Origin of the sequence: Streptomyces sp. V4I8 (assembly GCF_041261225.1) — a bacterium.
Lineage (GTDB): Bacteria > Actinomycetota > Actinomycetes > Streptomycetales > Streptomycetaceae > Streptomyces.
Map to the genome: position 1 here is coordinate 5,857,972 of NZ_JBGCCN010000001.1, position 12,444 is coordinate 5,870,415.

The 12,444-nt window shown below is 72.0% G+C and carries 10 protein-coding genes; 8 read left to right on the forward strand and 2 right to left on the reverse strand.

Translation table 11 applies throughout. The annotated features are described in order from the left end of the window. Positions 1 to 164: 164 nt before the first annotated feature. Entirely contained in the window at positions 165 to 1,955 is a 1,791-nt protein-coding gene (locus ABIE67_RS26680) for a hypothetical protein (RefSeq protein WP_370262244.1), read from the forward strand. Positions 1,956 to 1,976: 21 nt separating this feature from the next. On the opposite strand, the gene ABIE67_RS26685 is transcribed toward ABIE67_RS26680, so the two are convergent. Beyond that, positions 1,977 to 2,837, reverse strand: a complete 861-nt coding sequence (locus ABIE67_RS26685) for a hypothetical protein (protein ID WP_370262249.1) — start codon at positions 2,835 to 2,837, stop codon at positions 1,977 to 1,979. Between the two features lie 83 nt (positions 2,838 to 2,920). On the opposite strand from ABIE67_RS26685, the gene ABIE67_RS26690 reads away from it, so the two are divergent. The 4 genes from ABIE67_RS26690 (at position 2,921) to ilvD (ending at position 7,708) form a co-directional block, all read left to right on the forward strand. Then, a complete protein-coding gene (locus ABIE67_RS26690) occupies positions 2,921 to 3,853 on the forward strand; it encodes a Ppx/GppA family phosphatase (RefSeq protein WP_370262254.1) in 933 nt (310 codons plus the stop codon). A gap of 317 nt (positions 3,854 to 4,170) precedes the next feature. Then, positions 4,171 to 4,995 (forward strand): sugar phosphate isomerase/epimerase family protein, encoded by an 825-nt coding sequence (locus tag ABIE67_RS26695; protein WP_370262258.1) that lies wholly within the window; start codon positions 4,171 to 4,173, stop codon positions 4,993 to 4,995. After that, the gene (locus tag ABIE67_RS26700) at positions 4,992 to 5,618 is read left to right on the forward strand and encodes a TetR family transcriptional regulator (protein ID WP_370262262.1); all 627 of its coding nucleotides are present in this window, start codon (positions 4,992 to 4,994) and stop codon (positions 5,616 to 5,618) included. Before ABIE67_RS26695 ends, ABIE67_RS26700 begins: the two co-directional genes overlap by 4 nt. Before the next feature lie 236 nt (positions 5,619 to 5,854). Continuing rightward, positions 5,855 to 7,708 carry a dihydroxy-acid dehydratase gene (ilvD, locus tag ABIE67_RS26705; RefSeq protein ID WP_370262266.1) on the forward strand — a complete coding sequence of 618 codons (1,854 nt, stop codon included), beginning with the start codon at positions 5,855 to 5,857 and terminating at the stop codon, positions 7,706 to 7,708. 108 nt (positions 7,709 to 7,816) lie between these two features. On the opposite strand, the gene ABIE67_RS26710 is transcribed toward ilvD, so the two are convergent. Next, positions 7,817 to 9,979, reverse strand: a complete 2,163-nt coding sequence (locus tag ABIE67_RS26710; RefSeq protein WP_370262269.1) for a serine/threonine-protein kinase — start codon at positions 9,977 to 9,979, stop codon at positions 7,817 to 7,819. Between the two features lie 182 nt (positions 9,980 to 10,161). On the opposite strand from ABIE67_RS26710, the gene ABIE67_RS26715 reads away from it, so the two are divergent. The 3 genes from ABIE67_RS26715 to ABIE67_RS26725 all read left to right on the forward strand — a co-directional run bounded on the left by ABIE67_RS26715 (position 10,162) and on the right by ABIE67_RS26725 (position 12,434). Next, on the forward strand, positions 10,162 to 10,557 hold the full coding sequence (locus ABIE67_RS26715; RefSeq protein WP_370262274.1) for an SH3 domain-containing protein: 396 nt from the start codon (positions 10,162 to 10,164) through the stop codon (positions 10,555 to 10,557). A gap of 78 nt (positions 10,558 to 10,635) precedes the next feature. After that, entirely contained in the window at positions 10,636 to 11,139 is a 504-nt protein-coding gene (locus ABIE67_RS26720; protein ID WP_370262280.1) for an EamA/RhaT family transporter, read from the forward strand. A 524-nt stretch (positions 11,140 to 11,663) separates the two neighbouring features. Continuing rightward, positions 11,664 to 12,434, forward strand: a complete 771-nt coding sequence (locus tag ABIE67_RS26725; protein ID WP_370262285.1) for a class I SAM-dependent methyltransferase — start codon at positions 11,664 to 11,666, stop codon at positions 12,432 to 12,434. Positions 12,435 to 12,444: the final 10 nt, after the last annotated feature.

A 12,444-nucleotide genomic window follows, 5' to 3' on the forward strand; every position in this document is an offset into this window, starting at 1 on the left:
TCGCGCACGCGGCGCCTCGTCGGACCGCCGGGGGGAGCGCTTCGTCATGCACAAGCCACGGAATTACGCGTTCCTGTACCCCATTGAGGGATCGTTTCACCCGTACGGAGTAAAACTGCTCAAGCGGGAAGAAGGCACCACCGCGGGCCGCCTACGGTCCACCAATGATGAGCAGCAGTCCGGAGACCTCGACCCGCACCGCCGGCGCGCATCGGGCGCATCGGGAGGCGCGTGATCGTGCGGCGTCGCGCACGTTGGCGCAGCGACCGCCCGCGCGCTACGAGCCGTATCTGGACGGGCTGTTCACCTACTGCCTGTCCGTGCTGTGCGACCACGACGCCGCGACCGCCGCCCTCGGCGACGTCCTCGCGCTCGCCGAGCGCCGCGGGCAGCGGGTGCCGGAGACCGCCGCGGACCGGCGGCCCTGGCTGTACGCGCTGGCCCGCTGGGCGTGTCTGCGCAAGCTGGCCGAGGCCAAGCAGAAACGTCAGGGCACCCATGCGGCGGGCCGCCACGGCACCCATCGGCAGACGGGGGCGCAGTCCGCCGGACCGGCCGTCGCCGAGGAGGTCCAGGAGGAGCGGCGCCGCGAACTCGCCCTGCTGGCCTGGCCGGAGGCCGCCGGCACCACCCCGGAGCAGCGCGAGGCCCTGGAACTCGCCGTACGCCACCACCTCGCCGCCCACGAGGTCGCCGCCGTCCTCGGCCTGGACCTGGCCGCCGCCCGCGACCTGCTCGCCTCCGCCGCCTGCGAGGTCGAGCGCACGCGCGCGGCCCTCGCCGTCGTCGAGACCGGCGCCTGTCCGAGCGTCGCCCGCCTCACCGGCGACAACCAGGTCGTGCTCGGCACCGCCCTGCGCCGCGAACTCGTCCGGCACGTCGACGACTGCCCGCGCTGTCGTCGCACCGCCGAGCGGGCGGTCCCCGGACGCTGGCCCGGCGCGGCCGTCACCCCCGCCGAACTTCCCGTCCTGGAGGCACCCCGCGCGGCCCTGCACATGGCCCTCGCGCACCCCTCACGCGTGCGGGGAGCCGCCGTGCCGCGCTTCGACCGGCGTGGCTTTCCGATGGACCCGAAGGATCGTGCCGCCCGCAGGGACCGGCTCCGCGCGCGTGCCGTCACGACGACCGTCGTCGCCACCGTCGTCGCCGCCCCGGTCCTCGCCCTGTGGGCCGCCTACCGGGGCACCGCGACCGGCGAGGGCGTCGACGGCCACTCGGCCAGCGCGAGCGAGGCGCACGATGCCGGCGCCCTCGACGGCGAGGCCGCGGGCGACGACTACGAGAACGCGGGGAACGCCAGCGCCAGGCGGGGTGACCGTTTCGGCAAGCGCGGCAAACCGGACGTCTCCGTGGAGGTCATCAGCGTCAGCGGCGCGCACGGGACGGGTGCCGGGCAGCTGGAGGTGTCGGCCGGCCACAACGGTGACACCACGCTCGTCACCCTCACGGCGAGCGGGCGTGCGCCGGTGCGCTGGTCCGCTAGCACCGGGGCGCACTGGCTGTATCTGAGCCAGTCGGCGGGAACGCTGGCGCCCGGTGAGTCGTTGACGATCAAGGTGTACGTCGACCATCTGCGGGAGCCGTCCGGGTACTGGAGCGCGCGCGTGGCGATCTCACCCGCCGGCGCCCTCGTCTCCATCGAGGGCTACGGCACCGCCCCGAGCCCCTCCGACCCGGGACACGGCCCGGACCCGTACCCCACCGACCCGCACCCCACCGATCCGACCCACCCCGGGACGCCCAGCGACCCGCCGCCCCCGTCCTCCGGACCGGATCCGACGCCGACTCCCCCCGACCCGACCGACCCCGACCCCAGCGACCCGCCGCCCTCGTCTCCCGATCCCGACCCGTCGCCCACGGCCGGCGATCCGTCGCCCTCCGGCCCGTCCGATCCCGCGGGCTCGACGCCGCCGCCCGGTGGGAGCGGCGAGCCGAGCTCGTCGGGGTACTAGACGCCGGGTCCTGCCCGGTCGCTAGGCGACGGGATCCGCCGGATGCGGTGCCACCATCGGCAGCTGCGAGGCCAGCCGCTGCTCGCACAGCTCGACCAGACGGTCGTAGCCCGCCTTGCCCATCAGCTCCGTCAGCTCCGGCCGATAGGACACGTACACCGGGTCGCCCGCGCCGTGCGCCGAGGTCGCCGACGTGCACCACCAGTGCAGGTCGTGGCCGCCCGGGCCCCAGCCACGGCGGTCGTACTCACCGATCGACACCTGCAGCACGCGGGTGTCGTCGGGCCGGTCGATCCAGTCGTACGTCCGCCGGACCGGCAGCTGCCAGCAGACGTCGGGCTTGGTCTCCAGCGGCTCGCGGCCCTCCTTCAGGGCGAGGATGTGCAGCGAGCAGCCCGCACCGCCGGCGAAGCCGGGGCGGTTCTGGAAGATGCACGAGCCCTGGAAGGGCCGGGTCTGGCGGTCGCCGTCCTCGTCCTCCGAGATCCAGCCGTGCTCCACGCCCTCGTCGTGGTGCTGCCAGATTTCCGGCGTGAGCCTCGCCACATGTTCGGCGACCCGCTTCTCGTCGTCCTCGTCGGAGAAGTGCGCGCCCAGCGTGCAGCAGCCGTCGTCCGCGCGGCCCGCCTGGATGCCCTGGCAGCCGCTGCCGAAGATGCAGTTCCAACGGGAGGTCAGCCATGTCAGATCGCACCGGAAGACCTGCTCGTCGTCCGCCGGATCAGGGAACTCCACCCATGCGCGCGCGAAGTCGAGCCCCTTCTCGTCCGCTTCCGGGGAGTCCTTCTTGGGCTTCTTCGACTTCGTGGCCGCCTTCGCCTGCGAAGAACCCTTGGCTGATTTGGCCGTCTTGTCGTCCTTCGCCTTTTTCGTCTTTGGCACGGGTCCAGGGTACGGCGTCCGGACCAGCGGCTTCGAGGACCTTGAGGGCCGGAGGATCACGCGGTGGCAGTAGCGTGCCGTACATGAGACTCGGTGTCCTCGACGTGGGATCGAACACGGTGCATCTGCTGGTGGTGGATGCGCACCCGGGCGCGCGCCCGTTGCCCGCGCACTCGCACAAGGCGGAGCTGCGCCTTGCCCAACTGCTCGACGACAGCGGGGCCATCGGTCCCGAGGGGGTCGACAGGCTGATCGGCGTCGTCCACGAGGCGCTGCAGGCGGCCGAGGACAAGGGTGTCGAGGAAGTGCTGCCGTTCGCGACGTCCGCGGTGCGAGAGGCCACCAACGCCGATGACGTGCTCGCGCGCGTGAAGACCGAAACCGGTGTTGAGCTGCAGGTTCTCACCGGCGCCGAGGAGGCTCGGCTGACCTTCCTCGCCGCGCGGCGCTGGTTCGGGTGGTCGGCCGGGAAGCTGCTCGTGCTGGACATCGGGGGCGGGTCCCTGGAGATCGCGTACGGCATGGACGAGGAGCCGGACGCGGCGGTGTCGCTTCCGCTGGGGGCGGGGCGGCTCACGGCGGGGTGGCTGCCGGGGGATCCGCCGGAGCCGGAGGACATACGGGGGCTGCGCCGGCATGTGCGCGCGCAGATCGCTCGCACGGTCGGCGAATTCAGCCGGTTCGGGGCGCCGGACCACGTCGTCGCCACGTCCAAGACCTTCAAACAACTGGCCCGCATCGCCGGCGCCGCCCGCTCCGCGGAGGGCCTGTACACCCAGCGCGAGCTGAAGCGGGAGTCCCTGGAGGCGTGGGTCCCGCGGCTGGCGGGGATGACGGTGGCCCAGCGGGCCGATCTGCCGGGGGTCTCGGAGGGGCGCGCGGGGCAGCTGCTTGCGGGGGCGCTGGTGGCTGAAGGGGCGATGGATCTGTTCGGGGTGGAGACGCTGGAGGTTTGTCCTTGGGCGTTGCGGGAGGGTGTGATCTTGCGGAAGTTGGATCACTTGTCGGTGGGGTGACGGGGGATGCTCCGCCAGGGCCCCTCCCTGGGGCCGGTCCGGGCATCTCCAGCCCGTCCGGTGTTTGAGGACGAGGCCGCAGGCCGATGGGGTCCAGGGGGCGGAGCCCTCTGGCGGGCTCGAAGGGGCGGAGCCCCTGGGGATGGGGCGGGTGGGGACGGCGGGGGCGAGGTGAACCCCGCCACACGACCGCACGCGGTGTCCACACCGACCCCCGGCATATCCCCAGTTCGCACCCCTGGCCGATTGCAGACCCTCACGGCGGGCACGTAGCCATCGGTTCCCCGACGTCCGGCGCCGCCCCGTACGCTGTCCCCGTGGCAGAACCAGTGGTGCGCATCCCGGATGCGAAGGTCGCCCTGTCGACGGCCTCGGTCTATCCGGAGTCGACGGCGACGGCCTTCGAGATCGCGGCGCGCCTCGGGTACGACGGCGTCGAGGTCATGGTGTGGACCGACCCGGTCAGCCAGGACATGGAGGCCCTGCGCAGACTGAGCGACTACCACCGCATCCCGATCCTCGCCGTCCACGCCCCGTGTCTGCTGATCACGCAGCGCGTATGGTCCACCGACCCGTGGACCAAGCTCCAGCGCGCCCAGGCGGCCGCCGAGAAGCTGGGGGCGACCACGGTCGTCGTACACCCGCCGTTCCGCTGGCAGCGCCAGTACGCCCGCGACTTCGTCGAGGGAATCTGGCGGATGGCGAACGAGACGGATGTGCGGTTCGCCGTCGAGAACATGTACCCCTGGCGCTACCGCGACCGCGAGATGCTCGCGTACGCCCCCGACTGGGACGTGACGAAGGACGACTACCGGCACTTCACGATCGATCTCAGTCATACGGCGACCGCCCGCAGCGACGCCCTCCAGATGATCGACCGCATGGGGGACCGGCTCGGCCACGTCCATCTCGCCGACGGGCGCGGGTCGGCCAAGGACGAGCACCTCGTCCCCGGCCGCGGCAACCAGCCCTGCGCCGAGGTGCTGGAGCGGCTCGCCCTCACCGGGTTCGACGGGCATGTCGTCATCGAGGTCAACACCCGACGCGCGATGTCCAGCGCCGAACGCGAAGCCGACCTCGCCGAGGCCCTCGCCTTCACGCGGCTGCATCTGGCCTCCACGGTGAAGGTGCCCCGGCCGTGACCGACACCACCCCGGGACCGGGCGGGGTGAGCTCCCGACGCCGGGGCCGGCCCCCTCGTACGGAATCCGCCGACACCCGCGACCGGATCCTGGACGCGGCCCGCGAGGAGTTCTCGGAGCGGGGCTACGAGAAGACGTCCGTGCGCGGGATCGCCAAGGCGGCCGGCGTGGACTCGGCGCTCGTGCACCACTACTTCGGCACCAAGGAGCAGGTCTTCGAGGCGTCGGTGGAGGTCGCCTTCGCGCCCGCCCTGAAGGTGCGGGACGTGGTGCTGGAAGGGCCCCTCGACGATGCCGGGGAGCGGATGACCCGCGTGATCTTCGGGCTCTGGGAGAACCCCGTGACCCGTAAGCCGCTGCTCGCGATCGTCCGGTCCGCGGTGAACAACGACGCCGCGGCCGCCGTGTTCCGGCGGCTCGTCTCCGCTCAGCTGCTCCGCCGTATCGCCGGTGAGATCGACGCTCCGGACGCGGAGCTGCGGGCCGAGCTGGCGGCCGCGCAGCTGGTGGGGGTCGCGATGATGCGGTACGTCATCAAGATCGAGCCGATCGCCTCGGTGGACGTGGAGCAGATCATCGGGCGGGTGGCGCCCGTGGTGCAGGGGCATCTCACCGGTCGGTGACGACCAGTGCCCCGCCGGACGGGTGTCTCTCGGCGGTCGGTGACGTCCCGGGTCTCTCGGCGGTCGGTGACGTCCCGGGTCTCTCGGCGGTCGGTGACCTGCGGGTAGCTGTTCCGCGAGACATTCGTCCCGTATTACGGACACCTCGTCCCGACCTCTGGATGACCGGCGTACGCTCGTTAGCAGTCAGAAGTCTCTGATCGCAGTCTCTGCAGTCCCTGAAGGAGCGAGCGACGATGCCCGAGCTGAGGTCCCGCACAGTCACCCACGGTCGCAACATGGCGGGCGCCCGCGCCCTTATGCGCGCCTCCGGTGTACCCGGTGCGGACATCGGCCGGAAGCCGATCATTGCGGTGGCGAACTCCTTCACCGAGTTCGTGCCCGGCCACACCCACCTCCAGCCCGTCGGCCGGATCGTCAGCGAGGCGATCAGGGAGGCCGGCGGCATCCCGCGTGAGTTCAACACCATCGCCGTCGACGACGGCATCGCGATGGGGCACGGCGGGATGCTCTACTCCCTGCCGTCGCGCGATCTCATCGCGGACAGCGTGGAGTACATGGTCGAGGCCCACTGTGCCGACGCCCTGATCTGCATCTCCAACTGCGACAAGATCACCCCGGGCATGCTGAACGCCGCCCTGCGGCTCAACATCCCCGCCGTCTTCGTCTCCGGCGGCCCGATGGAGTCCGGCCGCGCCACGCTGGTCGACGGCACCGTTCGTACGCTCGACCTGGTCGACGCGATCTCCGACGCGGTGAACGACAAGATCTCGGACGAGGACATCCTCCGTATCGAGGAGAACGCCTGTCCGACCTGCGGCTCCTGTTCCGGCATGTTCACCGCCAACTCGATGAACTGCCTGACCGAGGCCATCGGCCTGTCCCTGCCCGGCAACGGCTCGGTCCTCGCCACTCACACGGCCCGCAAGGCCCTGTACGAGGACGCGGCCCGCACGGTGATGGACATCACCCGCCGCTACTACGAGCAGGACGACGAGACGGTCCTGCCGCGCAACGTCGCCACCTTCGCGGCCTTCGAGAACGCCATGGCCCTCGACATCGCGATGGGCGGCTCCACCAACACGATCCTGCACCTGCTGGCCGCCGCCCAGGAGGCGGGCGTCCCGTTCGGCCTGAACGAGATCGACGCGGTCTCCCGCCGGGTCCCCTGCCTGGCGAAGGTCGCTCCGAACGTCGCCAAGAACCGCACGTACTACATGGAGGACGTGCACCGCGCCGGCGGCATCCCGGCCCTGCTGGGCGAGCTGCACCGCGCCGGGCTGCTGAACGAGGACGTGCACGCCGTCCACAGCCCCTCCCTGGGGGACTGGCTGAAGACCTGGGACGTGCGGGGCGGCTCGCCCTCGCCGGAGGCGGTCGAGCTGTGGCACGCGGCCCCGGGCTGTGTCCGGTCGGCCGAGGCCTTCTCGCAGTCCGAGCGCTGGGAGGCCCTCGACGAGGACGCCGAGGGCGGCTGCATCCGCAGCGCCGAGCACGCGTACTCCAAGGACGGCGGCCTCGCGGTCCTCAAGGGCAACCTCGCCGTCGACGGGTGCGTCGTGAAGACGGCCGGTGTCGACGAGTCCATCTGGACCTTCGAGGGGCCCGCTGTCGTCTGCGAGTCGCAGGAACAGGCCGTCGAGAAGATCCTCAACAAGCAGGTGACGGATGGTGATGTCGTCGTCATCCGGTACGAGGGTCCCAAGGGCGGCCCCGGCATGCAGGAGATGCTCTACCCGACGTCCTTCCTCAAGGGCCGCGGCCTCGGCAAGACCTGCGCCCTGATCACCGACGGCCGTTTCTCCGGCGGCACGTCCGGTCTGTCGATCGGCCACGCCTCCCCGGAGGCCGCGTCCGGGGGCACGATCGCCCTCGTCGAGGACGGCGACCGTATCCGCATCGACATCCCGAATCGCTCGATCGAGTTGCTGGTCGACGACGCGGAACTCGCCCGCCGTGAGCAGGCGTTGAACGGGGCGTACGCCCCGAAGGGCCGCGAGCGGAAGGTGTCGGCGGCGCTGCGGGCCTACGCGGCGATGGCGACCAGCGCGGACAAGGGCGCGGTCCGGGACGTGTCCAAGCTGGGCTGACGCGTGTATCGCGGACGTACGGCTCGTGCACGTATGCATCGCTGACGCACGTAACGCTGACGTACAGCTCGAAGGGGCCGCCTCCTCAGGAGGCGGCCCCTTCGTCTGTCACCAGGCCGACGGATCGCGGGCGTCGACAGCGAAGACGCTGCCGTCGGGAGCGGCGGCGTAGACGCGACCGTCGGCGAGCACGGGCTCGGGCAGATCGGACGCCACCTGGTCCGAACTCGCGCCGAGCCGTGGCGGCGTCTGACCGAGGAGCCGCCCGTCGCCGGCGTCCACGGCGAGCAGCCGGCCGTCGGGAGCGGTGACGTACACATGCCGGCCGTCCGTGACGGGCGACGACGTGCGCAATACGGACGTCTCCAGGCTCCAGAGCTGCTTGCGCGCCTCCATGTCGACGGCGATCAGCGTTCCGTCGCCGCCCACGAGGTAAGCGACGTTCCCGCGTACGGCGCCGTGCGCACGCGAGAGCGGGAGCGGCAGCGGCACCCGCCGCGAGGTCCGTTCGGCGGGGGAGTAGCGGACCACGGCTTGCGCGTCGCTGTAGACCCCCTCGATGGAGACGAAGAAGACCGACCCGTCCGCCGTGCCGACAGGCTTCAGCGTCCCCTTCAGCCGGGCGTCCCAGCGCGCATCACCCGTGGCCGGGTCCAGCGCGGTGACCCGTGTGCTCGACCCGTCGACGGACGTGCTCGTCGTGTACGCCAGCGGATCCCCGGCGAACGAGACCACGTCCGGCGCCTGGTGGCCCGGTACGCGGCGGCTCCATTTCGTGTCGCCCGAAGCGCCGTCCACGCCGGTGACCGTGCCGTCGGCGCCGGTGAGCAGCAGCATGCCTCCCGCGGCCACCGAATCGGTGTACGCGGGCACGCTCTGCTGCCAACGCGCCTTGCCCGTAGCCGGATCGAGCGCCTCCAGTCGCCGGCCCTGCCCGGACCACGGGTGCACGAGGCCGCCCGCCACCGCAGGCGGTCCACTCGCCTCCGACGTGTCGACGGGGTGCCGCCACAACAGCCGGCCGTCCGGCGGGTCGAGCGCGAAGACGAGCCCGCTCTGGGCGCACACCACCTTCCCCGCCCCGTGGGAACACTGTGGGGTGCCCTCCTTGGGCGCCGGTGTCGCCCATCCGCTGAACCCGGCCGCCGTGGTCCGCGGGCTCGCGGGGTCCGGCGTGGGGTCCGCACCGGCGAGAAGCTGAACGGAGACCAGTGCGGCGACCGAGGCGAGAGCGACGGCCCCGGCCCCGAGGGCCAGCCTTCTCCGGCGTCTGCCGCGCGGCTGTTCGGCCTTCTCCCCGGCACCCGGATCCGGCTCGGCTCCCCGCTCGGCTTTCCGCTCGACCTTCTGCTCGGCCTTCGCTTCGGCCGTTGACTCGGCGTCCGGCGCGGGCGGCTCCTGGGTGGTCCGCTGCGCCGGTATGAACGCCTGAGTGTCGTACGACGCCGCCACCGACCGCAGTTCCCGCATCAACTCGTCGGGCGTGGGCCGGTCCTCGGGCTCCTTGGCGAGACAGCGCACGATGAGCGGGGCGAGGTTCTCCGGTACGCCGGTCAGGTCCGGCTCGTCATGGACGACCTGGTAGGCGACGACGTACGGGCTGTCCGAGTCGAACGGCCCCCGCCCCGTCGCCGCATGCACCATGACCGACCCGAGCGCGAAGATGTCGGCGGCGGGCCCGACCTCCCGGGGCCGCCGGAACTGCTCGGGTGCCATGAACGGCGGTGTGCCGATCAACTTCCCCGTCTCGGTCCGCAGTTCGCTGTCCTTTGGCCGAGAGATGCCGAAGTCGATGACCTTCGGCCCGTCGTCGGCGAGCAGCACATTGCTCGGCTTCAGGTCCCGGTGCACGACGCCGACCCGGTGGATGTCGCGCAGCGCCTCCGCCAGCCCGGCCATCAGCCGCCGCAACTGCGCGGGCTCCATCGGGCCGTTCCGCTTCACCTGGTCGGAGAGGGTCGGCCCGGGGATGAACAGCGTGGCCATCCAGGGCCGTTCGGCCTCCGGATCGGCGTCCACGACCGGCGCGGTGAAGGCCCCGCTCACCCTGCGCGCCGCCCCCACCTCCTGCCGGAAACGCCCCCTGAACTCGGGATCCCTGGCGAACTCGGCGTGCACGACCTTCACCGCGAGCTGCATGCCCGAGGTGCTCCGGGCCAGATGGACGACGCCCATGCCGCCGGCCCCCAGATGCGACTCCAGGAGGTAGTGACCGGCGTACTCGGGAAGTTCCGCTTCCGCGCCCGCTCCGGCGTCCTGCTGTGGCGCCATGGGACCACCCCCGTGCTGTTCGTCCGCGCGCGCGACGCACGGAGCCTAGTCGATGACTCGTGCGAGACAGAGGCGGCTTGCTAGCCTCCGTGTTCCAAACACGCACATGTGTACGTGGCGTGATTTAGGGGAATCAACGGGGCCCCATGGCTGTCATGGGGATCAACGGGGGAGGGTTTGCCATGTCTGCAGATCGCGTCGAAGAGGTCGAAAGAGCCGCAGCAGTCGGGGGCGTCGGCGAGGACGAGGCCGTCGCGACGATGACGGCGACGACCACGGCGACTACGACCGCCGAGGCCACGACCATGGCCGCCACCACCTCGGCGGTGCGCTACTACTCGGTCGCACCGGGCGTCCGCCTGAACGTCCGCAGGGGCCCCGGCACCGGCTACGCCGTCGTCCGCGTCCTGCCCGAGGGCGCCATGATCCCGATCTTCTGCCAGACGCCCGGCACGAACGTGGCCGGTCCGTACGGCACGTCGAACATCTGGGACAACATCGACGACGGTGAGTTCGTCTCGGACGCCTATGTGAACACGGGCAGCGACGGCTACGTCCGCCCGCGCTGCTCCTTCTGATCCGACTGATCCGATCCGGGTCACGGTTCGCCGGAACCCGTACGGAGCCCGCGGCCACACCGGAGCCATAATCGACGCGTGAGCGAGACGAACGGCCCCCCGGACACCCCCGCGGGCTCCACGGGCCCCCGCCCCGAGCCCCTCCGCTTCTTCGGCACGACCTGGGTCGACCACGACAACGGCTACACCACCCGCCGCATCGCGGTGGCCGTCGGCTCCCTCACCACCGCGGCCGCCTCCTGCCTGGTGCTGCGCTTCGCCTACGAGGGGCTCCAACTCGCCGACACCGGCAGCTTCGTCACCCTCCTCATGGTCGTGATGTTCGCGGTCTGCAGCGCGCTCGCCTACCGCCACACCTGGGACGGCTTCAGCAAACGCCCCGACCCCGACCGTCAGGCCTCCCTCCGTGGCCTCCTGGCCATCGGCTTCGTCGGCTCACTCCTCGCCTACTTCTTCCGCTCCCTCACCGAGGCCCCCGGCGAGAACCTCCACCGCGAGGAATACGAGACGGCCCGCAAACAACACGAGAGCCGCACGACCCGCCGCACAGGCAACCCAGCGAAGAAGCGCCGCCGCGCATAGCCGGAGGCGCCGCCGCGCAGAGCCAGAGGCGCCCGCGCCGAGGCCCTCCACGGCCTGACCGGGCACGTTACTGCCCGTCCTCCGCGGCACCCGGCCCGTGTTGGCCCGGCCCCCGCCGACACTCGGCCCGTGTTGGCCCGGCCCACGCCGACACTCGGGCCGGTTGGCCCGGCCCACGCCGACACCCGGCCCGGGGTGGCCCGGCCCACGCCGACACTCGGGCCGGTTGGCCCGGCCCACGCCGACACTCGGGCCGGTTGGCCCGGCCCACGCCGACACCCGGCCCGGGGTGGCCCGGCCCACGCCGACACTCGGGCCGGTTGGCCCGGCCCACGCCGACACTCGGGCCGGTTGGCCCGGCCCACGCCGACACCCGGCCCGGGGTGGCCCGGCCTATGCACGGCTCGGCGCCCACCCCACTATCCGCGCCGGGAGTCGCGCCCGCCCGACTCCCCACCGACAGCGCCCCACCGGGAGCCGCGAAACTCGGTGCACACCGCACCAACCAAGGCCACCATGGCCGTATGACGGCCCCTTCCCCCGCCGACCGCGCCCGCTCCTTCAACGCTGCCGCAGCCCAATACGCCGCGAATCGCCCCTCCTACCCACCCGCTCTCTTCGACGCGATCGAGGAACTCGCCGACCGCCCCCTCACCGGCGCGCGCGTCATCGACGTCGGCGCGGGCACCGGCATCGCCACCGCCCTCCTACGCCGACGCGGCGCCGACGTCCTGGCCGTGGAGCCGGGCGACGGCATGGCAGCCCAGTTCCGCCTCAGCCACCCCGACATACCGATCGTCCGCGGCAACGGCAACGCCCTCCCCCTGGCCACCGCCTCCGCCGACTTCGTCACCTACGCCCAGGCCTGGCACTGGACCGACCCCGCCCACTCGGCGCCGGAGGTCCTCCGCGTACTGCGCCCCGGCGGCGCGCTGGCCCTCTGGTGGAACACCACCCCGCTCGACATCCCCTGGCACACCGAGCAGGCACGCCGCATCGAACGCCGCTTCGGCAACCATCCCGTCGTCGAACAGAACGGCAGTGGCGCCCGAGCCGCCCTGACCGACCCCACCGGCCGCCTCGACTTCACCCGCCGCAAAGTCCGCTGGAGCCGCCGCGTCCCCGTCGACGCCCACCTGGCCAACCTCGGCAGCCACTCGATCTTCCTCGTCCACGGCACCGAGGCGAGCACCGCCTTCCTCGCCGAGGAGAAGCAGATCCTCCTCAACTCCTTCCCGGACGGACTGATCGAAGAGACCTACGACGTGGACCTCCTGGTCGCCACCACCTCCTGACCTCCCTTCC